This window comes from Methanolobus vulcani, from assembly GCF_900100715.1.
GTDB lineage: Archaea > Halobacteriota > Methanosarcinia > Methanosarcinales > Methanosarcinaceae > Methanolobus > Methanolobus vulcani.
In genome coordinates this window covers 268,377-290,484 of sequence record NZ_FNCA01000001.1, presented here as the reverse complement: position 1 = coordinate 290,484, position 22,108 = coordinate 268,377, and the positions used below count along the sequence as shown (strand labels likewise).

At 40.8% G+C, this 22,108-nt stretch carries 20 protein-coding genes and 1 other RNA gene; 11 read left to right on the top strand and 10 right to left on the bottom strand.

Annotated elements, in window-relative coordinates; genetic code table 11:
• Positions 1 to 16: 16 nt before the first annotated feature.
• Positions 17 to 3,841, bottom strand: coding sequence for a methyl-accepting chemotaxis protein (locus tag BLP52_RS01265; protein WP_202905704.1), 3,825 nt, complete (start codon positions 3,839 to 3,841; stop codon positions 17 to 19).
• A gap of 320 nt (positions 3,842 to 4,161) precedes the next feature.
• On the opposite strand from BLP52_RS01265, the gene BLP52_RS01260 reads away from it, so the two are divergent.
• From BLP52_RS01260 to BLP52_RS01245, 4 genes are all read left to right on the top strand, one after another.
• Positions 4,162 to 5,589 carry a PAS domain S-box protein gene (locus tag BLP52_RS01260; RefSeq protein WP_091707999.1) on the top strand — a complete coding sequence of 476 codons (1,428 nt, stop codon included), beginning with the start codon at positions 4,162 to 4,164 and terminating at the stop codon, positions 5,587 to 5,589.
• Positions 5,590 to 5,791: 202 nt separating this feature from the next.
• Positions 5,792 to 7,519, top strand: a complete 1,728-nt coding sequence (gene oadA / locus BLP52_RS01255; protein WP_091707997.1) for a sodium-extruding oxaloacetate decarboxylase subunit alpha — start codon at positions 5,792 to 5,794, stop codon at positions 7,517 to 7,519.
• Positions 7,520 to 7,529: 10 nt separating this feature from the next.
• Positions 7,530 to 9,011 carry an acetyl-CoA carboxylase biotin carboxylase subunit gene (locus tag BLP52_RS01250; RefSeq protein ID WP_091707995.1) on the top strand — a complete coding sequence of 494 codons (1,482 nt, stop codon included), beginning with the start codon at positions 7,530 to 7,532 and terminating at the stop codon, positions 9,009 to 9,011.
• Positions 9,012 to 9,067: 56 nt separating this feature from the next.
• Positions 9,068 to 10,039, top strand: coding sequence for a biotin--[acetyl-CoA-carboxylase] ligase (locus BLP52_RS01245; protein WP_238380673.1), 972 nt, complete (start codon positions 9,068 to 9,070; stop codon positions 10,037 to 10,039).
• Here the strand turns inward: BLP52_RS01245 and BLP52_RS14750 are convergent.
• Positions 10,036 to 10,167: a hypothetical protein gene (locus BLP52_RS14750; protein ID WP_274377630.1), complete on the bottom strand. Its 132-nt coding sequence runs from the start codon at positions 10,165 to 10,167 to the stop codon at positions 10,036 to 10,038. The genes BLP52_RS01245 and BLP52_RS14750 overlap by 4 nt on opposite strands.
• 4 nt (positions 10,168 to 10,171) lie before the next feature.
• Here BLP52_RS14750 and BLP52_RS01240 point away from each other — a divergent pair, with 4 nt between their 5' ends.
• Positions 10,172 to 10,636 (top strand): S-layer protein domain-containing protein, encoded by a 465-nt coding sequence (locus BLP52_RS01240; protein WP_162272918.1) that lies wholly within the window; start codon positions 10,172 to 10,174, stop codon positions 10,634 to 10,636.
• 36 nt (positions 10,637 to 10,672) lie between these two features.
• Here the strand turns inward: BLP52_RS01240 and BLP52_RS01235 are convergent, their stop codons facing one another.
• From BLP52_RS01235 to BLP52_RS01215, 5 genes are all read right to left on the bottom strand, one after another.
• Positions 10,673 to 11,596, bottom strand: a complete 924-nt coding sequence (locus BLP52_RS01235) for a coiled-coil protein (RefSeq protein WP_091707989.1) — start codon at positions 11,594 to 11,596, stop codon at positions 10,673 to 10,675.
• Positions 11,593 to 12,267, bottom strand: a complete 675-nt coding sequence (locus BLP52_RS01230; RefSeq protein ID WP_091707987.1) for a hypothetical protein — start codon at positions 12,265 to 12,267, stop codon at positions 11,593 to 11,595. Before BLP52_RS01230 ends, BLP52_RS01235 begins: the two co-directional genes overlap by 4 nt.
• 18 nt (positions 12,268 to 12,285) lie before the next feature.
• The gene (locus tag BLP52_RS01225; protein WP_091707986.1) at positions 12,286 to 12,576 is read right to left on the bottom strand and encodes a DUF424 domain-containing protein; all 291 of its coding nucleotides are present in this window, start codon (positions 12,574 to 12,576) and stop codon (positions 12,286 to 12,288) included.
• 21 nt (positions 12,577 to 12,597) lie between these two features.
• A complete protein-coding gene (locus tag BLP52_RS01220; RefSeq protein WP_202905703.1) occupies positions 12,598 to 14,688 on the bottom strand; it encodes a minichromosome maintenance protein MCM in 2,091 nt (696 codons plus the stop codon).
• 93 nt (positions 14,689 to 14,781) lie between these two features.
• On the bottom strand, positions 14,782 to 15,507 hold the full coding sequence (locus BLP52_RS01215) for an RNA methyltransferase (RefSeq protein ID WP_091707983.1): 726 nt from the start codon (positions 15,505 to 15,507) through the stop codon (positions 14,782 to 14,784).
• A 260-nt stretch (positions 15,508 to 15,767) separates the two neighbouring features.
• On the opposite strand from BLP52_RS01215, the gene BLP52_RS01210 reads away from it, so the two are divergent.
• The 5 genes from BLP52_RS01210 to BLP52_RS01190 all read left to right on the top strand — a co-directional run bounded on the left by BLP52_RS01210 (position 15,768) and on the right by BLP52_RS01190 (position 20,279).
• A complete protein-coding gene (locus tag BLP52_RS01210; protein WP_091707981.1) occupies positions 15,768 to 16,559 on the top strand; it encodes a respiratory nitrate reductase subunit gamma in 792 nt (263 codons plus the stop codon).
• A 1-nt stretch (position 16,560) separates the two neighbouring features.
• A complete protein-coding gene (locus BLP52_RS01205) occupies positions 16,561 to 17,805 on the top strand; it encodes a (Fe-S)-binding protein (protein ID WP_091707979.1) in 1,245 nt (414 codons plus the stop codon).
• Positions 17,806 to 17,872: 67 nt separating this feature from the next.
• On the top strand, positions 17,873 to 18,514 hold the full coding sequence (locus tag BLP52_RS01200; RefSeq protein ID WP_091707978.1) for a DUF116 domain-containing protein: 642 nt from the start codon (positions 17,873 to 17,875) through the stop codon (positions 18,512 to 18,514).
• Positions 18,507 to 19,127, top strand: a complete 621-nt coding sequence (locus tag BLP52_RS01195; protein WP_091707976.1) for a DUF116 domain-containing protein — start codon at positions 18,507 to 18,509, stop codon at positions 19,125 to 19,127. Before BLP52_RS01200 ends, BLP52_RS01195 begins: the two co-directional genes overlap by 8 nt.
• Before the next feature lie 12 nt (positions 19,128 to 19,139).
• Entirely contained in the window at positions 19,140 to 20,279 is a 1,140-nt protein-coding gene (locus BLP52_RS01190; RefSeq protein ID WP_091707974.1) for a geranylgeranyl reductase family protein, read from the top strand.
• A 15-nt stretch (positions 20,280 to 20,294) separates the two neighbouring features.
• On the opposite strand, the gene rnpB is transcribed toward BLP52_RS01190, so the two are convergent.
• Positions 20,295 to 20,677, bottom strand: an RNA gene (gene rnpB / locus BLP52_RS01185) — RNase P RNA component.
• A 190-nt stretch (positions 20,678 to 20,867) separates the two neighbouring features.
• Here rnpB and BLP52_RS01180 point away from each other — a divergent pair.
• Positions 20,868 to 21,113, top strand: a complete 246-nt coding sequence (locus BLP52_RS01180; RefSeq protein WP_154717759.1) for a hypothetical protein — start codon at positions 20,868 to 20,870, stop codon at positions 21,111 to 21,113.
• A 26-nt stretch (positions 21,114 to 21,139) separates the two neighbouring features.
• Here BLP52_RS01180 and BLP52_RS14745 read toward each other — a convergent pair whose 3' ends face one another.
• Positions 21,140 to 21,271, bottom strand: coding sequence for a hypothetical protein (locus BLP52_RS14745; RefSeq protein ID WP_274377629.1), 132 nt, complete (start codon positions 21,269 to 21,271; stop codon positions 21,140 to 21,142).
• Between the two features lie 173 nt (positions 21,272 to 21,444).
• The gene (locus tag BLP52_RS01170) at positions 21,445 to 21,996 is read right to left on the bottom strand and encodes a TMEM165/GDT1 family protein (protein WP_091708380.1); all 552 of its coding nucleotides are present in this window, start codon (positions 21,994 to 21,996) and stop codon (positions 21,445 to 21,447) included.
• Between the last annotated feature and the right edge of the window lie 112 nt (positions 21,997 to 22,108).

The following is a 22,108-nucleotide window of genomic DNA, read 5'->3' as shown; positions in this document are numbered from 1 at the left end:
TCATAATTCCTCCCTATCAGACGAGTGCAGTATTCTTTGTTCGGGATCCACGTGTCTCAGGTTTTTCAGAACCTTTATTATTCACCTTGCTTTCCGCACAAACAATTCTGAACCTGCTGACGACATTCTTCATGTCTTTTGCAATCTCTGATAATGAATCAGCAGAGTTTGCAAGTTCATGCATTGAAGATGTTTGTTCCTGGACAGCTGCTGCAGTTTGTTCAGTTCCTGCTGCTGTCTCTTCTGAAATTGCTGCAACCTCTTCAATGGAGGATGCGACATGTTCAATGGCAGCAGATTGCTCTTCAGCAGCAGTCGCAATATCTACGACCATTTTTGTGATATAGTCCACAGCAATGATCACTTGTTCTATTTCCCTGACTCCTTCTCCTAATGATTCCGCACCTTTGGTAACTTCAGTTGTACCCGTTTCCATGGAGCTAACAGCTTCTGAAGTACCAGCCTGTATTTCATGAATAAGATCAGCTATCTGTTTTGCGGCATTTCCTGAATCTTCTGCAAGTTTTCTGACCTCATCTGCTACAACAGCAAACCCACGGCCATGGTCCCCTGCACGTGCAGCTTCTATTGCAGCATTAAGAGCGAGCAGGTTTGTCTGGTCGGCAATGTTTGTGATAAGGTTAACTATTTCATCAATGCGCTTTGATTTTTCTTCAAGATTGTTGATAACTGAAGCTGAACCCGATACTGCATCTTTTATGCCATCCATCATTCTGAGAAGTTCATTACTGGTCCTTCCAAGCTCTGTCATTTTCTGGTTTGATTCACGTGCATGACTTGCAACATTCTGTGAATTACATGCAACATCCTGAATACTCTGTGTCATGTGCTGCATGGTACGTGACACTTCTTCTGTTTTTATGGACTGGTCATGTGAGCCACGGGATATTTCTTCAACAGTTCCTGATACCTCAGTTGCTGAAGAGTTCAGTTGTGTGGTTGCTGCAGACATATTTTCTGCAGTGTTCACAACCATGTCAGCAACATTCATAACGTGTGAGACAACTTCGTTGAGTGACATACGTGCACTTTCAATGCCATCAGTGAGCTTTCTGAAATCTCCAACAGATTCAAAAGTAATTCCTTTTGTAAGATTGTCCTTTGAGATCTCTGACAGGACTTCGCTGGCATCGCTTATCAGTTCCTGGAGATTATTACCAAAAGAGTTCAAAGTGTTTGCCAGTTCATTAAAATCACCATTCATCTTCATTGTGATTCTACTATTAAGGTCACCTTGTGCATATGCTGATATTACTTCGGAACTTATCTTTAATGGAGTGACAATAGCATCCAGTGTATTGTTGAATCCTTCAATTATCCTGGCAAAATCGCCCCCATGCTCTGAAGCATCGGCACGTACGGATAGCTGGCCATCAACTCCGGCCTGAGCCAGTAATTGTGAATCCTTTATAAGAAGGTTGATTGCATCAATACATCCATTGATATTGTTCTTTATTTCATTGAAGTCACCATAATAAGTGTCAGTGATGTGATCTGGAATATCACCTTTTGAAATCCTGTCAATATATTCAGCAGCCACATTCAATGGTGATACAACAGCATCAAAAGCTCCATTGACATCTTGTATTGCTTCATTGTATACTCCCTCAAAACCAGATGGATCAGCTCTGTAATCCAGCTTTCCTTCCTCCACGGCAGTTCCAAGAGCAACGAACTGGTCAACAAGACCCTGTATGTTTTCCATCATTTTTGTGTAAGCAGGAATGAATTCATCATTTTCAGACCTTCTTCCTATTTCTCTATAGGTTTCAAGCATCCTGAGATTTCCACTGGCAATTTCCTTTGTGGTATTCAGCACTACCCTGTTATGGTCCAGGGCTTTATTGGTGCCTTCGGCAATTTCATTATAGATTCCCTGGTAGTTGTTTGACACATCAGTTGTAAGATCGTTTTCTGCCATTTTCTGAAGTACATTATTGCATTCCACAAGAGCTCCAAGTCCGTCAATACACTGATTGAGGTTGTTCTTTATTTCATTGAAGTCTCCTCTGTACTCATCTGTGATCTTTTCAGGTATATCTCCTTTTGATATACGATCAACATATTCTGCAGCCACATTCAAAGGGCCGATAAAAGAATCTAATGTTTCATTTACAGCATTGACTATATCACGCGGATTACCTTGGAACTGATTAATATCAGCGCGTGCATCCAGTCTTCCGTTCACTGCTGCATCTGCAAGTTTCAGCACTTCCTTTGTAACATTTACTTCGGAGGTCAGATCGACCATATATTCAAGTGCTCCTACAATGAATCCGTTCTCATCCCTTAATGGTGAAGCAGTGTATCTTATTGGCTGGTCACCGGTTGGAGATCGGACAACGGTGTCTGCTGTGAAGGCTACTCCTTCTCTCATAGTCCTTGCAACGCAACATTTTTCGGTATTACAATGGGCGTTCTTGAAAAATTCATGACATTTTACACCAACACATTCCTCTGCCGGTCTTCCCGCAGCATTGGCTCCATATTCATTTATGAAAGTAATGTTCATGTCTGTGTCAACTGCCATTACTGTAGATGGGATCTTGTTGAGAAGCTCAACCTTTGAGCTTGAGTCCTCGATGGCTTCTTTGATCTCAGTCTGATCCATAAATATTTCAAGGGAACCGATTACATTTCCATTTCTGTTTCTAAGAGGAACACCGCTGCAAGTAATATGTATATCTTTGCCAAGATCTGCAACAGCTTCACCATGTTCTACAGAATTTGAGATCATAGAACGTGTGCATACGCAGCTATCGGTCTTACATACGTTAGTATTATAATGGTCGTAGCATTTTGTGCCAACCATAGAGCCAGTTGTGAGGTTCACTGTTTCTGCTGCTTTTGTGTTGACATAATTGACATTATAATCACGGTCGATTATCATGAATGGTACCGGGATACTATCTATATGGCTTACAAGTGTACCAACAACCTGGTTCATTCCGTCTACGAGTCTGGCATATTCACCATTGAATTTTGCAGAATCTGCGCGTGTTGCCAGTTTACCTTCAATCGCAGCATCTGTAAGGGATTCAGCTTCTTTAAGTAATGAGTTAATAGAATCGATACAAAGGTTGAGATTGTTCTTTATTTCGTTAAAGTCCCCGCTATAAGAGTCTGTGATCTTTTGTGGGATGTCTCCTTTTGATATACGGTCGATATATTCAGCTGCAACATTCAGAGGTCCAATGAATGCGTCCAGACATCCGTTGACTCCTTCCACAACCTTACGGAAATCTCCGTTATGCCTGCTGGCATTAGCGCGCCTGTCAAGCTGTCCTTCAACTCCTGCCTGGGCCAGCATTATGGAATCTTCAACCAGGGCGTTAATGGCATCTATGCACATGTTGAGATTGTTCTTAATCTCATTGAAATCACCTTTGTATTCGTCAGTTATCTTTTCGGGAATATCTCCTTTTGATATGCGGTCGATATATTCCGCAGATACGTTGAGTGGTCCCATTACAGCATCTAGAAGCTGATTAACACCTTCCAGTACATTTTTACAATTGCCGTTCAGTTCGGACGTATCGCCACGGGCATCCAATTTGCCTTCAACAACTGCATTAATAAGTTCTACAACCTGATTTGCAAGCATTTGGTTATGATAATCTTCTGCCTCTTTTAGTTCAATAATGCTTCTTTTTTGTGCAACTTCATTTTTTAAAGAAAAGTAGTCATCTAAAAGGGAGTTTAGTGATTGTGCAACTTGATCATCCTGTTTTGAATCTTTAGTGGAGATTCTGGCCTCTGAATCTCCTGAGTTCGCTGCCTCAAGTACATTGATAATTTCTGTTTTTAATTTGTCGTTCATTCCTAACATATACACCCGTCCATTAACGATTGATCCTTTTTGTGTACCTTCTGTGAGAACTTTGCGCAAAGCACACATTTGACAAGCATCTTTGCAATGCAAAAGAATATTATCATGGGTACATATATAAATTTATCCTATATATTAACAATATTTGAGAAGAAATCAGCTCTGTTGTTTTTTGGATAAAAATCCTACGGGATATGCTGTCTTATTTCTAAGTAAAGTGGATATAATAACCTCTTTTATTGTGTACCACTTCCAATTAACAGCTACATTGCTCGTAAAATTTATAAAGAGAAAATGTCTCTATTATATTAATGGAGTTATATAATGACGAGGCTGCTAAGATAAAATCACTTCTTAAAGAAAATCCTCGTGGCATGAGTGTCACGGATATTTCCAAACATGTGAGTGTTAACCGTAATACAGTTGCAAAGTATCTGGAACTTCTGAGGATCAGTGGTCACATTGAGATGGAAAATGTGGGCACTGCAAAAGTCTATTTTCTGTCACAAAGGATACCTGTTTCCACTTTGCTTAACTTTTCATCTGATTTTATCGTAGTTATTAATGATAACAACAAAGTAGTTCAGGCAAATGATAGGTTTTTAGAACTTAGTAAAGTTTCCAAAAACGCAATACAGGGCAAAAAACTATGTGATGTGTTCCCTCCGATGATTTCCAACAAGACCTTACTGGAAAGTATAAAGGATGCTAGGAATGGAAATGAGCAGGTAGAGACTTTAGATATATTCGTTGACAATGAATTGTGTTTCTTCAAGGCTAAGATAATCCCTTCTACATTTGACGATGGGGAAAATGGTGTTACTCTTATTATGGAAAACATCACAGAGGAAATCAATTCCAGAAATATTCTCAAGAGACAACAGGAAAAGCTTGAAATACTGGTTTCTCAGAGGACATCCGAGCTTAAAGAAACTAATGAAATGCTCAAAAAAGAGATCGATGAGAGAAAAAAGATTGAAGAAAAGCTTCAGGATGAGCATGAAAAAGCTCAAAACTACCTGAACATTGCCGGTGTTTTGATAGCTGTGATAGAAACTGATGGAAAATGTACTCTCATTAATAAAAAAGGTCTTGATATCCTGGAGAGGGAAATTGATGATGTCATAGGTCATCACTTCGTGAATGAATTTATTCTTGAAGAATGCAGGGAATCATCAATGAAAAGGGGTCAGCAGATTTTTGATGGAGAAAAAGAGATTAACTGTGAAAGTTATATTATTACTCCCAGTGGAAAATCAAAACTTATTAAGTGGTTACATGTTGCTTTGAAAGATAAATATGGTAATGTGACCGGGATACTTTCATCGGGTCAGGACATTACTGAGCAGAGAAAAATTGAAGAAGAGTTAAAGGAAAGTGAAAGAAAATATCGTCTTCTTGCTGAGAATACCATGGACTGCATCTGGACTATAGATAAAGATATGGTATTTACTTATGTGAATCCTGCAGTTTACGATATAGCAGGTTATGCTCCTGAAGAATGGATAGGTACTAAATTAAGTGATCATTTTCCTGAAAACGAAATGCAAAAATTGAATGAAATTATTATTTATTTCCTGGAAAATGGGACTGATAATTCTAGAACCCGTATAGAGTCATTAATCTATAATAAGGAGATGGATCTGGTACCCATTGATATCTATGGAAAAATGCTTTTTGATGAGGGTGGAAATTATCAGGGTTTTCAGGGAACTACCAGAAAAATAGATCCTCTGTAAGATATTTAATGGCAACGTAACTATATTTTTCTCTCTTTTTCTTTGTTTATAAATCATGATTGTGTGGCATCTGTGGCTATATAAACGCTCACCAGAAACTACATAAAAGAACATGATATATAAGGTACAATTTCATCTGGAAATTAGATGATTCTCTATCACATTGATCATTATACTATTATAAAACTCCCGGAGGATTCCCATGAAAGTAAAAATAACTGAAACTATTCTTCGAGATGCGCATCAATCCCTCATTGCCACAAGAATGCGCACCCGCAACATGCTCCCGATTGTGGATAAACTTGACCAGGTCGGATACTATTCTTTAGAGATGTGGGGCGGAGCAACATTTGACAGTTCTATAAGGTATCTAAATGAAGATCCATGGGAGAGACTAAGAGAACTTAAAAAACACATGCAAGAAACTCCTGCACAGATGCTTCTCAGGGGACAGAACCTCGTAGGTTACAGGCATTATTCGGATGATGTTGTTGAAAAGTTCGTAAAGAAGGCTTATGAGAACGGTATTGACATATTCAGGGTCTTTGATGCTGTCAACGATATACGCAACATGGAAAAAGCCATTACTGTAGCCAAAAAGGAAGGGGCACATGTACAGGGTACAATTGCGTATACTATCAGTCCTGTTCATACCGTAGATAAATATGTAGAGCTTGCCACAGGTCTTGCAGAGCTTGGATGTGATTCACTCTGTATCAAAGATATGGCAGGTCTTATTTCACCGCAGCAGGCATATGATCTTGTAAAGGCTCTTAAGACTGAGGTCAATCTCCCTGTAGACCTGCATGCCCACTGTACTTCAGGTATGGCTCCAATGAGCTATATGGCTGCATGCAGAGCAGGTGTTGATATTCTTGACACTGCACTTTCTCCATTTGCATGGGGAACATCGCAGCCACCAACAGAATCCATTGTAGCAGCGCTTGCTGAGACCGGGCGTGCAACAGGACTTGATTTAGAACTTATTTCAGAGATTTCACAATACTTCAAGGAGCTCAAGGAAGAATATCGATGCATCCTTGACCCGATATCAGAGCAGGTCGATACTAATGTTCTGCTTTACCAGATCCCTGGCGGAATGCTTTCAAACCTTGTTTCACAGCTTAAGGAACAGGATGCACTTGACAAATTTGATGATGTGCTAAAGGAAATGCCACTTGTCCGTGCAGAACTTGGTTATCCGCCACTTGTCACACCAACAAGCCAGATCGTAGGTACCCAGGCAGTTCTGAATGTGCTCATGGGTGAAAGATACAAGGTAATTCCAAAAGAGGTAAAGGACTATGTCCGCGGTCTTTACGGCAGACCACCGCAGAAGATCAGTGACGAGATTGTCGCAAAGATCATTGGTGACGAAGAACCTATCACATGCAGACCTGCTGACCTTATAGCTCCTGAATATGAGAAGGTTAAAAAGGAAGCCGAGGAAATGGGTATTGTCAAGAAGGAAGAAGATATCCTTACATACGCACTTTATCCTGCAATTGCTCCTGCATTCCTCAAGGGTGAACTCGAGGAAGAACAACTTACACCTATCATGGGGAAAAAGAATCCATGTGCTGTATCTGATATGACCGGTATACCAACAGAGTATAATGTTGAGATCGATGGTGAGGTCTTCAATGTAAAGGTCAATCCGGTTGGCGGTGCAGTACAGGTTGTTGAAGCAGCTGATAAGCCAACAGCAGACTCTGTTCCCGGAGCTGTAACAAGCCACATGCAGGGAATGGTTCTCTCTGTAAAGGTGTGCGTAGGTGATTGTATCAACGAAGGTGACACTGTTTGTGTTATTGAGGCCATGAAGATGGAGAATGCAATTCACGCACCACACGGCGGAACTGTCAAAGCCATACTGATCTCAGAGGGTGATGCTGTGAAATCAGGTGATGTACTTTTGAGTATTGAGTAGGTGAACAGACATGTTCAAGAAAGTACTTATCTCTAACAGGGGTGAGATAGCAATTCGTGCAATGCGTGCATGCCGTGAACTTGGTGTGCAGACCGTTGCAGTTCACTCCGAAGCTGACAAGAATGCTCTCTTTGCAAAGTATGCAGATGAAGCATACAATATAGGTCCTGCACCTTCCAGTCAGAGCTATCTGAATGGTGACAGAATAATAGAAGTTGCACTTGAATGCGGAGCAGAAGGAATTCATCCTGGATATGGTTTTCTTTCAGAGAATGCTAAATTTGCCCGCAAGTGCGAGGAAGCAGGTATTACATTCATCGGTCCTTCCAGCAAGGCTATTGAGCAGATGGGAAGTAAGATAGCTGCCAGGAACACCATGATAGAAGCCGGAGTTCCTGTAGTTCCCGGAACCAATGAAGCTATCTCTGATCCAGAAGAAGCTGCAGATATCGCAGATGGCATTGGCTATCCGGTAATTATCAAGGCATCTGCAGGCGGCGGTGGAATAGGAATGAAGATAGTTCATTCCAGAAAAGATTTCAACAATGCACTTCATTCTATACAGTCCGTTGCTGAATCTGCTTTTGGAGATTCGACCGTATTTATTGAAAAATATGTTGAGGAACCAAGGCACATTGAGTTCCAGATACTTGCTGACAAGTATGGTGATGCTGTTTATGTCATGGAAAGGGAATGCTCTATCCAGCGCAGACATCAGAAGCTTATTGAAGAGGCTCCGTCTCCGGTAATGACACCGGAACTACGTCAGAAGATGGGAGAAACTGCTGTTAAGGCTGCAAAAGCAATAGGCTATGAAAATGCAGGTACAGTTGAGTTCCTTTATTCTAAAGGTGATTTCTATTTCCTTGAGGTTAACACAAGACTTCAGGTAGAACATACTATCAGTGAAATGATCACAGGTATAGACCTTGCAAAACAACAGCTCCATATCGCATGCGGTGAACCATTGCCATTCAAACAGGAAGATATCACTATCCGAGGATGGGCTATTGAGTGTCGTATAAATGCTGAGGATCCACTGAATGATTTTGCTCCTTCACCAGGAAAGATAAGAAGATATCGTTCAGCCGGAGGACCAGGTATCAGGGTTGACAGTGGTGTTCACATGGGTTACACCATTTCACCATATTATGATTCAATGATCTCCAAGCTCTGTGCATGGGGAAGTGACAGGGACGAAGCCATTGACAGGATGCAGCGTGCACTCTATGAGTACGTTGTCGTTGGAGTAACAACTAACATACCATTCCACAAGGCAGTTCTTAGGCATCCTGCATTCAGGGAAGGAAAGCTCACAACTCACTTCATAGATGATTATAATATTATCGATGATGTCAGAAAGGTTGTTGAAGAAGATTCTGCCAAGGGAGCAACACTTGCATCTGCACTTTCCAATCAGGACCAGAAAGTTGCTGCGGTAACGGCTGCTGTAAGTTCATATGTGAATGCTGCCAAAAAACAGACAAAGTAATAAACTTTGGCAACGTATGTTTAATTGGGGAGTAACATCCATAGGGTGGAATGCCTGTGAATGATAATAAAAAATCCATTATCAGTATATTAAGGAAATCAGAAGGGACTCCGGTATCCGGGCAGGAGATTGGAGAAAAGTTAGGCATCACCAGGGCTATGGTATGGAAATACATAAAGGCCCTCAGGAAAGAAGGATATGATGTCCGATCTTCACCGAAGACCGGATACATATTAGATTCCTGTCCTGATAAGGTCGATCCTGAGATGCTGCAAAATATTCTTAAAACCAGTCTAATCGGTAACGATGTTCGCTACTATTCCGAACTTGAATCTACCAATAGCACTGCCAGAGAAATTGCACCCAGTGCCTCAGAGGGTACTGTTGTACTTGCAGAGACCCAGAAGAACGGAAGAGGCCGTATGGGTACGGAATGGCAATCTGTTCCTGGAGGATTATGGCTTTCCCTTATTCTTAAACCTTCAATCCCTCTTGAGAATCTGTCAAAGGTGACTCTGGTTGCAGGTATTGCCGTGGCCAATACTCTCAGGAATATGGGTGTGGATGCTCATATCAAATGGCCCAATGATGTACTTGTCAAAGGTAAGAAGATATGCGGAATACTAACAGAAGTTAGTGCTGAGATCGGGAAAGTAGATTATGTTGTCCTTGGAATAGGTATTAATGTAAATGTCAAACTTCCTGACCTGAAAGATGATATTAGAAGAGATTCCACCAGTATTGCAAATGAAATTGGAAAACCAATTGACAGGACGTCTTTCCTGGCTTCTCTTCTCTATGAACTTGAACAGCAATATATAAGGTTCAAGACAAGGCAGTTTGCTGAGATCGTAGATGAGTGGATAAATCTTTCAGATACCATTGGAAGAAATGTGAAGGTTACAACTCCTATAAAGCTTATTGAAGGAAAAGCAGTTGGTATCACTGAAAAAGGTGCACTTGTTGTTCTTGACAAAAATAATAAAAAACACGAGATCATTGCCGGAAATTGCCGTTACAGTGATTAGTTGATGAAGTGACCTTTCATGGATTTTCTGAAAAGGACTTGTTCTGTTTTCTTTATTTTTTTTCTTTTAAGTACCATAACAACGGCAGTTAATGCTGAGCCTCTGCATATCAATTCAGCTTTGGGCATGGATATGGGTACAGATACTGTATTAATAAATGGTACGGGAATATTCCTGACAACTGGCGATTCCTGGGATTTCTATCAGGGCTATTCATTAAGTGTCAAAAGTGTTAACCCGGATAAAAAACAGGTGTGGGTGAAGCTTTTACATGACGGTGAATTGTTACAGGACGATATCCTGTCCGAAGGTGATATTTTTGCATATTCTAAAAGTTCAGAAATCCTTAGTATTACTGTAGATACGATCTATGTAAGTCCCGGGGGAGAACTTATCACTTTCAAACCTGTGTATCAATATCTGGATGACGATTATCCAGAGCCTGAAATTGTAGAAACGACAAATAATTCTGTCCAGGAAGAAGACCAGAATTCAACCGGAGATCCGTCCACGGTACAGACTGGTGGATTTACTATACTTCAGGCATTTGCATGCATATCCGCATTAATATTGTGCAGAGTTGCTATTAAAAAGTAAAATGAAATTGCAATAAAAAAGTCAGAAAGGGAACGATCAGAACTTCAGATCTCCCTTTTCCATAAGGACTTTCAGGTCTTCAAGACTCAGACGACCACTCTTCTCAAGTTTCTCTTTTGCAACAACAAGATGTTCTTCCTGCTTCTTATCATCCTTTTCAACCTGAATGTCATTGAGTTTGCTAAGATAAACATCAAGTTCTTCTCTGAGGGCTGCTATTTTCTTTTTGAGTGGATCGATCTTTTCTCTGATAGGTGCAGTAACTGCATATTTCTCGGATATTTGTGAGTGAGCGGTATCTGCTGCCTTTCTCAGTTCATCGGCCTGGTTGTAGAGTTCTATCATCTCAAGGTGATATTTCTGTGACTCTTCAGCAAGTTTACCGATCTCACTACCAAAGTCGTCTCTGGACTCAAACACTTCCTTGGATTCTGCATAGGTTTCCATGAGTTTCTCATGCATTGCGTTTGCATCAAAAGCTGCTCCAAGACGTTCTTTCAGGTCAAGGAGCCTTCCGAAAAGGTCAATCTCATGTTTCAATGGAATATCTGCATTAAGGAAAAGTTCAAGGTCAGCGGCATAGGCTTTTGACAGTGTTTCTACACTTCCTTTTGACAATTTGTTGAGTTCATCTCTTTTTGTCTTGAACTCGTTGATATTATCTGAGAATGAGCGGCTTTTTTCATTGACAGCATTTCTGGATGCTTTCAGTGAAGAGATCTTTGCATTTATTTCATCTCTTTTTGATTTTGAATTGCGTGCTTTCCCCACCAGTTCTTTTACCTGGCCGTTCAGCTTGTCTCTTTTCTTTTTCAGATCATCGGTGTTTGTGCGGTGAAGTTTGAGTTCGCGGAAAATACCTTTAAGCTCGCGTTCATGGTGGCCTATCTGGGTACGAAGGTCGTTCACCTTATTTTTGAGGTCTTTTTCATTCATTGATGAAACGTCGATATCGCTCATGCTTCAACCTCCTGCTTGTCACTGGAAAGTGGCTGCTTTTCCCAGTATCCCATAGCTTCCTTGTGACTATTGATTCTGTTCTCCAGCCATTTGTAACGTGGTTCGATCTCTTTTATTCCTTCTTCACAGGAAGACATGTTGCTGTTGAATGATTCTTCAGAACTGTCTATTGAGCTCATTTCTATTTTGTACCCAATAGCATCTTTTATTCTTTCGCTAATTACTGCAAGTTGACTATCGATGCCGGATGCCTTTGACCCCAGTGTTGAGATACTCTGAAGGATCAAATCAACCTGCTTTTTTTCCTCTTCGGGACTCAGTGAACCTTTTACTTTGGATAATTTATCCATAACATTAGATTTCTCACGGGTAAAATCGCTACTAGATACAGATTCTGCGAGTTCATCCAGTAATTTCTCTGCCTGGTGATAGAACAACTGTCTCTTTTCAGCCAGTATCTCGATCTTTTCCAGAACCTCTGTTCTGTTCTTTTTGGAAGAATCGATGTTGTCCTGAAGTTCCTTCATTTTGCTTCCAATCTCATTGAATTCAGTAGTGTATTCATCAATGTACTTTTTGTGTTTCACTACAACGGCTTCAATAAGCTCTTTCCTGTCATAGGTATGTGGCGCACTGTTCTCTGCGCCCTGATCCGCCATCTCGTTATTCATAACAAAACCTCGTAGCAATTATATCCGAAATACCTGGGCATGTGCTACTTCATTAATGATCTTTACATTATTCTTATCTACAACCCCACATTCAATGGCACAAGATACTGCTTTTTCCCCAAAGATATTTACATTTCCTGCTGTTGAAAGAATTTCAACTGCTTCTTCCCTGGATATGAGTTCTCCTTTGTAGAATTCTTCAGTTATAGTAACCTTTATGTTACCTTCTTTAAGTGTCTTTCCAATAAGTTCTCTGTCACACAGAGCAACAATTGTGCTATCGCCTGATTTATGGATTTTCAGATACATGAGGTCACTTCACTCCTGATTCTAAACTACTTTTACATGTTCTTTGTCGGGTTTAATAAGATCGCCGGAACGCCTCATGCGTGCAATAAGGTCTTCAGCATGTTGCCTGTCTATCTGCTGGTTCTGGGCTTCTGCATAAACCTCTTCAAGTGGGGCTTTTCCACCGGGGTGCTTTTCTCCGACTGACTTTATGATTTCCTTGATAGTCTTGATCCTGTCCCTCTGACTCTTACTTGTACCAGAGGCAATTACATCCACATCGAATGCCCCGGTGTCCGGGTCGACACCAACCTGTCTGAGACATGAATATACGATTCTTGTGGTTCTTTTTGCATCATCCATGGTTGCAACGTTACTGAGTCTCAGACGTGCACTGGCCTCTGCAAGTCTTACAAGAGCTTCAAGCTGACGTGCTGTGACCGGGACAGGTGCATCTTTTCCGTCTCCCATCCTTCGCAGGTCCATATAGAATTTCACAAGATGGTCACGGGCCTCATCTTCCATTACAGGGAAGATATTCCTTCTTGAATATGCTACGTATTTTCTAAGAAAATCAGGATTAATTACAGGTTTGATAACTTCCATATGACCATCAACCTGTTCCTGGGTTATAGTACTTGAAGGCAGGTTCTTGCGCTGTTCTGAGAGTTCACCTGCATAGTGTGATTTGAGAATATGCTTTGCTATCTTGGAGTCCATGTCTTCGTTCGGGGTATCCAGAAGGACAAATATCATGTCAAACCTTGAAATAAGGGCAGGTGGCATGTTGATTTGTTGGGCAATACCTTCGTACCTGTCAAAACGACCGTATTTTGGGTTAGCTGCACCAAGGAGCGCACAACGGGATTTCAATGTGGCAAGGATTCCCGCCTTTGCAACACTGATGGTCTGCTGTTCCATAGCTTCGTGGAGTGCACTTTTATCTTCGGTGCTCATTTTATCCATCTCGTCCACTGCAGCAATTCCCATGTCTGCCATAACAAGCGCACCGGCTTCCAGTGTCCAACGGCCGTCTCCAAGGTCATCACGAACGGCTGCTGCGGTAAGACCACTTGATGATGCACTTTTACCGGATGCAAAAACACCACGAGGTGAGAGTTTTACCATGTATCTTAGCAACTGACTTTTAGCTACACCCGGGTCTCCCATAAAGAGCATGTGAATATCACCACGTACCCTTGAACCATCAGGGAGGTGTTTTGCAACACCTGAGAATAATTGAAGTGAAAGAGCTTCTTTTACATCTTCATAACCGTAAATTGAAGGAGCAATTGACCCGATAACTTTCTGGTATATCTCAGGATCACGACTCAGGGCAAGTATCTCTTCTTCCTCTTCAGGTGTTATTTCCAGCTCATCGAATTCAAGATCAGTGTATTCAATGGAGTTTGCATGCAGTACAAGGTCATAGAAAGGAGATTTTCCCTCTCTTGTGGTTCGCTGGTGAGAGCGAAGCACTCCGTTGATTATAACACGATCACCAGGTTTTACAAGACCTGCAAGGTCATCTTCAATATCAACATCAAGACTCTGAGGTTGAGTACCGCCTTTGAGGTTCTCAGGAGATTCCTGTATCTGAAGTTTCTGGGCATCGACGAAAACAGACTGGTTGACAAGGATCTTGAATGGTCCTTTTCGACCACATGTTTCATTCTCACATTCCACTGGCTCAACGAATTTGATCTCATTCTGGGGGACCATTGTCACATGTTCACAGCGCATACACTGGAATGCGGCATTAAGCACCTTAGGACGTACTTCTGTTGCTTTGCGTATCATTCCTTCGATGGCAACGAATTGTAAAAGGTGCTTACTTCTAAGATCCCTGTTTGGTATCTTGTTCGGGATCTTGACAAAGCGCACTTTAGCGTCAATTAGTTTTTTCTCTACCGGAAGATCGATCTGCTGGAGTGCATTGTTAGCACTTGGCAGTACCTCATCCGGGTTAAAAAGAAGTTCGTTTGCTATTTCCCTGTCAAAAACATCTAGATCGTAGAAGTCCACTTCCAAGCTGCGCTGGTCGGGATAGCTATTAGCCAATTGAAGAATATCATCCCAATAGTATTTTTTAAGGAACACTACGAATTTTTCGTCCCACTTACCTTCAGTCATGTTCAATCAATAATTAGTTAAAAATCATTTAGGGAATGCAACATAGGTTTCAAATGATATGAACATTTCGAAACACATCCCTTACTGTCTATTCTAATTTTCACAATCGGTATTCTCATCTTCGTAATTATTGCCGGATTTTCTCTGTATCTTCCTGAAAATTCCATGCAATGTGTGGACTTCCCTAGAGAGCAGGCAGGATCTTCCAAATATCCTTTTAAGCATCAGATTCGTCTTTTCCTTTTTGTGTTCAGGGTAGTCGATAGCATCAAGAAGTTCTGCAAAATGTTCATATAGTATTCTCATATCCCTTGAGTCTGCAAGAGGGGCCTGTGCACTTTTGATATCACTGAACTCATAAAGAACAACTGCAACAGCATGTGAGAGATTCATGACAGGATAGACTTCCGATGTTGGAATTGTCATTATCAGATCGCATTTTTTAAGTTCTTCTCTGGTGAACCCATTATCTTCTCTTCCAAAAAGAACTGCCACTTTTCCTTCAAGACCTGAAAGGCGTTCTTTCATCTCTTTTGGAGAATATCCGGGTACTCTGAGATGCAAATCGAATCTTGACCCTGCTATACCTGTAGTACCTATTATAATACTGCAATCCGCAATGGCCTCATCCAGACTTGAAACTCTCTTTGCGTTTTCCAGAAGATCCCTTGCATGAGAGGACATGGCTTTTGCTTCGTCTGATAACTTACAGGGATTTACAAGTACAAGGTCAGAGAATCCAAAATTCTTCATTGCTCTTGTAACTGAACCTACATTTCCCTGGTATAGAGGTTCAACGAGCACAATTTTAAGGTCCATTTGTAAAGTCTACCTATTGCTTCTTTTTTGTTCTTCGACTAATTAAGCATGTGACGACATATAAGGTTAATTAATTATTTATCGTCAATTGTGTGGAGATTGAGCACAACAACACGTCAGCCGATGTAGATTTTAATGATGAAAATCTTTAAATAATATCGGCACCACAATCATGCAAACCAAACTGGTTATTTTAAAGTAAAGCATAGCTAATATTTATAATAATTATATCTTTATAATAATATCAGGAGAAGAAAAATATGGATTATTTTGCCGGTGTAACCGATGCACTAAGGGTTACTTTTGTGCAGATGATGCTCATCTCTATTCTTGCCATGGGTATTTTTGTTGTAGGAATGTACATTAACTTAAAGAAATGGGGTATGGGCTCCACAGGATATGGTGCTTCCCCATCTAAGAGTATAATGGCATTCCCTAAAATGCTCATGTATCAGATGAGTGAGCATGCACATGTTCACAATCAGTCCGTTCTTGAAACATTTGTACTTGACATCCTTTTCCAGAGAAGGATCCTGAGAAGAAGCCCTCTCAGATGGTTTATGCACTTCACTATTTTCGTAGGCTGGATGACTCTTTTTGCAATGTCCGGTGCAATGTTCGCTGTTGAGATGATACACTTGATAGGCGAGAAGGTAGGATATGCTCATTCACTTCCATGGTTCATGATCCCTGAGACATTCAGAGAGCTTCTTTCAGTTCCAAATGACGTATTCAGTTACATACTGCTCATCGGTATTGTAATCGCGATCTACAGAAGGCTCTTTGTTGTAAAGGTCAGAGAGGCAACAATCGCATACGATTCTATTCTTCTTATAGGACTTACTATTATTACCATTTCAGGATTCATTTCTGATGGTATCAGAACAGGCAGAATCTGGGGATTCGGAATTGACTCTGAATTCGCACCACCAATGGCACTTTTCCACGTGGTTATTTCACTTCTGTTCTGTATTGCATATATTCCATTCAGTAAGTATATACACGTAATAGCAATTCCACTTGCACTCCTTGCAAACAAGGGAGGAGAATAAAATGGCAAAACGTGAACCATCCATTACAACTGAAAACTTTACAGCTGTTCAGCTTATGGAACTTGACTCATGCAGCCGCTGTGGCGAATGTGTGGAATGGTGTCCAACATACGATGCATCCGGACAGGATCCAGGACTTGCACCAAGAGACAAGATCCTCAGGTGGAGAGAATACATGAACCAGTCCTATGGACTTCGTGCAAAGCTCTTCGGTCCAAAAGAGATTCCAGAGGAAGATATCGAACAGTTCAAGAACGATGTATACGGCTGTACAACATGCGGTATGTGTGCAACAGTCTGTGAATCAGCAATTAACACCGTAGAACTCTGGGAATCCATGCGTGCAAACCTTGTAAAGCGCGGAAACGGTCCATTCGGCAAGCAGGGTGCTTTCCTCAAGCTCATTGGTGAGTACAAGAACCCATACATGGAAGACAATGCAAACAGGATCAACTGGTTCCCTGATGACATTCAGGTAGAAGATAAGGCAGAGATCCTTTACTTCGGTGGATGTACCGCAGAACTCAAGCAGAGGAAACTTGCTCTTGCAACAACACGTCTTCTTAACAAGCTTGGAATCAAGTTCACAATGCTTGGTGAGGATGAGATATGCTGTGGTTCAGCACTTATCAGAACCGGTCAGTATTTCGTCAATGACACTGCAAAAGTAAATGCCCAGAAGAACATTGATAACATCAAGGCAAAGGGTGCAAAGATTGTACTCTACGCATGTGCAGGATGTTTCAGAGCGTCACTTATCGATTGGCCAAGACTCACAGAAAAGGAACTTCCATTTAAGGTAATGCACATCACACAGTACCTGCAGGATCTCATCGAGAAGGGAGAGATCAACTGGGAGAAGTCCATTGATAAGAAGGTCACATACCACGACCCATGTCACCTCGGACGTCACGTTGGTGTCTTTGAACCTCCAAGAGCTGTACTTGAAGCAATTCCAGGTATTGAGTTCATTGAGATGGAAAGGATCGAAGAGAACCAGCGCTGCTGTGGAGCTGGCGGTGGAGTAAAAGCAGGTATTCCTGATCTCGCACTCGGTGTTGCTTCAACCCGTGTTGAAGACGCACTTGCAACCAACGCAGAACTCCTTTCAAGTGCATGCCCATTCTGTAAAAGGAATCTCAGTGACGGTAGGGATGCAATAGGCGCAAAGGAACTTGAAGTTGAGGATGTAGTAGTTCTTGCTGCAGAAGCAATGGGAATTGACCTCAGCGATGCACCAGAGTGATTTTATCACTCTATCTTTTATTTTTAGGGCAAATTGAATATACTTATTCGTACTATTTACTTTTCTCATGCAAATCCCTTATGAATTACTTGGAAAAGTCTTTATTCTTATATTTGTGACTGTACTTGTAGTACTATCAATAGCGCTATTGGTTGGTGCTTACAGTTTCAAGAAACACAAAATATTGTTTCCTAATTTTGTTCTCTTCATTCTTTATCTGTTCTACGGACCTGCAAAGTGGATATGCAGGGTGTTCAGTATTAAAGATACGCTTGTAGACGAGATTCTTGTAGAGGTTCGTAATGCTGTAATGCTTGATAAGTTCAAAGAGATCAAAAATGGCAGGGTCGTGTTTCTTCCTCAGTGTCTCAGGCATCCGAACTGTAAAGCTCGTTGTGACCCTTTAATAGGATACGAATGTAAATTGTGTGGTCTGTGTGATATCGGAGCCATATGTAAAGCTGCCAAAGAACGAAACTTTGAAGTTTATATTATTCCCGGAGGCAGTTTTGTGAAAAAGATCATCAAAGCGCATCGGCCGGAAAGTTGTATAGGGGTAGCTTGTTATCCTGAACTTGCAGAGTCCATGCAGGGAGCATCACCATTTATGGTCGTACAGGGCGTTTCACTGCTGCGGGATGGTTGCTATGATACCCAGGTTGATGTGGATGAGGTCATAAGGAAGATGGAGGAATGCGACGATGTATAGGGTAATTGGCATTATTGTGACTCTCTTACTTATCATTTCATTCCTGCTGGCAGCAATAGCACTGCTGGTCAGTCGTATCAGCCTGAACAGGCATGTATGGCTTGCGGGATTCTTTGCAGGCATACTGGATTTCTTCTATATGCCACTGAAATATTTCTTCTATAAGTTTTCAGATCCGCGTATTCTTGATAAATGGATGGTATCCCTGAAGAACATCTCCAACAGGAATAGTTTTAAGAAAACCAATAAACGTATGATCATAGCTCCTCATTGCATGCGTGCAATGGATTGCCCTGCTTCTTCAAAAAGAACCGGGATACAATGCATCAAATGTGGTAAATGTGTCTTCAGCCAATTGAAAATAGACGCTCCTAAATATGGATATGATCTTTACATTGTAACAGGCTCATCGTTTGTAAAGCATGTTCTTAAAGAAAAAAATTACGATGCAGCCTTACTCATTGCATGTGATTATGAGCTAAATAAGGTTATGATGGGCCTTAAAGGCAAGAAAATCGTAACGTATGGTATTCCAATGCTTAATGATGGATGTTTCAACACAAAGGTTGACTACGATAAAGTAATTGAAACACTTAAAATACTTTCAAGTTAATATTGAATATAGATGGATGCGAAGACATATGATCTTATAATCATAGGAGCAGGTCCTTCAGGTTCGTCGGCTGGCAGAATCGCAGGACAGAAAGGGCTTAAAACACTGATTTTAGAAAAAGAGATATTTCCCAGGTATAAACCATGCGGAGGAGCAATATCAGGGCATACAATATCCTATCTGGATTTTGATATATCTGCAGAGTTAATCAAAAAGTCTGTTTTTAAAGGAAAACTTCGCTACCGGGACCAAGTTGTTGAATTTCACAAGGATGATATCATAAATTTCCTTGTAACAAGGAGCACTTTTGATAATTTCCTGCTTGAAAAGGCAAAAGAAACAGGAATAGATGTAAATTTAGGGGAAAAAGCCACTGGTATTTTACCGGAAAAGGATTCAGTAACAGTTACAACAGATAAAAACACCTATAAATGCAAATTTGTGGTTATTGCAACCGGTGCGCTTTGTACACTTAAAAATCATGTTAGGGAACCTGATAGCAGAGAGGAATATGGTGTATGTCTTGTTACTGAAATAGACTGCAAAAATATTGACAGACCTAATGATGTGATTGAAATAGACTTTAGTCCTGAAGGAATGGGATATGGTTGGATTTTCCCGCATGATGATAATTTTTCCATAGGTTTTGGAAGTGCTATGGCAAAATATTCCCCACATCCAAAACAAACCATGAAGAAATTCCTTGCAGATAATGGATTTAACGGAGAGTACAAACTAAGGGGGCATATACTCCCATGTGGTGGTCATAAAAGAAAACTTGTGAAAGGCAGAGTTCTGTTAAGCGGAGATTCAGCAGGTTTCGTTGATGCGCTGACAGGTGAGGGCTTGCCCTATGCCATAAGATCCGGACAGATTGCGGCAGAAATTGTTGCAATGAACATAGGCAATAAAGGAAAACTTAAGGAATATGAAAATAAGTGCTATGCAGAATTTGGCGAACATCTTAAGTATTCACTTTACCTTGCAAAATTGATGCAAAGTCAGCCGGAAAAAGTATTTAATGCGCTAAACAGCAGCAATGAGCTCTTTGAAATGTATCTGGAAGTGGCAGCTTTCAACAAAACGTATAAAGATCTAGCTAAAAAATTTATTACAGAATTCTTACTTCCTGGCTCAAAAGCTAACACTTAAAATTAGATTATTGTTGAGTGAGGAGAGTAAGCTCCCTTCTGTTAATGCAATACATTCATCCCGACCGGCAGGATGATGTGCTCATAAGAGCTGCATTGACGGCATTCGGCTACGCGTACATAAACTTCGGGAATGGTCTAAACAACCATTGCCCCCTACTACTGACTTGCACCCACGAGGATTCGCCGTTCCATCCGCATTCCATGAGACCTCAGCTTTTTCAGCATCATTGCATTGACATGGTACGGTATCGTTTCTGTGCCAGCATGTGCAGAGCACATGAGTTGCAAAGCAACTGCCCGGGCTCTCGCCCGATGCCCTTTACAGGCATTCGTGTGTTTAGAAGGTGGGGAGACTTTCCTCAGGTCAAATGACCCGGCGGCCGTCCTTCCTCTCTCAATAGCTGAGATGAAATCAAATGATATATAGCTTGTGACAATAGCGTACTAATATGTCGTGTGGACTTTCAACACTATTATAATTTAATATCTCATTGAAATTTCATATTCTATTTAAAAATAACACGTCATCTTAAAATTATTGGATATGAATCACAACATTTATTTATAATCCAATTAAACAACTAAGATGGTTGGTATGAAATATAACAGGTATCTTATTGTTGGTATTACGCTGTTGACGGTACTATTTCTATTCATGTTCTCTGGAGCTGTAACAAAAACTGACACCAGTCTGTTCCATGTGAATGGATTTGATGCTTCAGATGACGGATTTGAGGTATTGCTTTTAGGAATAGGATTTCCTCTTTTGCTTGCAGCTATTTATGTTGTTTTCAGAACAAAAAAGGACAATTCTCAGCAAAGTAAACAGTAAAGGGTGAGTAAAATATAAATGATGGCTTAGAGCTTAAGCACTCCACAGCCACAACCGCGTGTGAGCAGGAAATCCATTTTGGAAATGATCTCTTCCTGATGGAAGTCTGATAGTGATTCAAATTCTTCCTTGTGCTCGGTCAGGACATGTTCCTTCATTCTTTCCTTTGCTTTTTTCGGGTCATTGTCAATGACTATAAAATCATCATTGAAGCCAAGATCCTTGCACCTGAGTATATGTACTATTGTAAAACCTCCTTTATTAATGTTAAAACTCCTGCCTTATTAATTTTTGTTTTGACTGCAAAAAAGGAAGGAAAAATAACCGTACTTCAGAGGAAGAATGAAATACCGATTACAATAAAGAGAACACCTGCAGCTCTGGAAATAGTGTTTTTATTGATCTTCTCCATGAGCATCTTGCCTATATATACTGCCATTGAAGAGAGCAGGAACAGTGCAAGGATGACACCTATGAATACCATAACCGGATTGTACTGTGTTGCAAAAAGTGCAGATGCAAGTTGTGTCTTGTCTCCCATCTCAGATACAAGGATAAGACCAAAACCGGACATAAAAGGACTTTTTAATTCATATGTACCTTCTTCATCCTCTTCATCTTTGTTGACCAGTGTTATCACACCAAAAAGGATGAACATGACCCCGGCACCAATACGCACGTAATCCATTGGTATTCTGTTTGCAATAACATTTCCAAGAAGGATTGCCAGACCATCTGTCAGAATAAAGGCCAGCATCACTCCGGCAAGTAAACGAGCGTATTCTCTTGTTTTCGTGGACAAAACAAGTACAGCTAATTGTGTCTTATCTCCCAGTTCCGCCAGACCTACAAGAATGAATGGGATAAGAATATCCTGTATCATGTTGACAGAAATGGTGTTTCCCATAAAAAATGTTTCTGAAATCTATCTGAATGTAAAATAATAAAACTATGAAAGTGCATTTTTATTGTTAATAGGAATAGCCTTTTGCCTG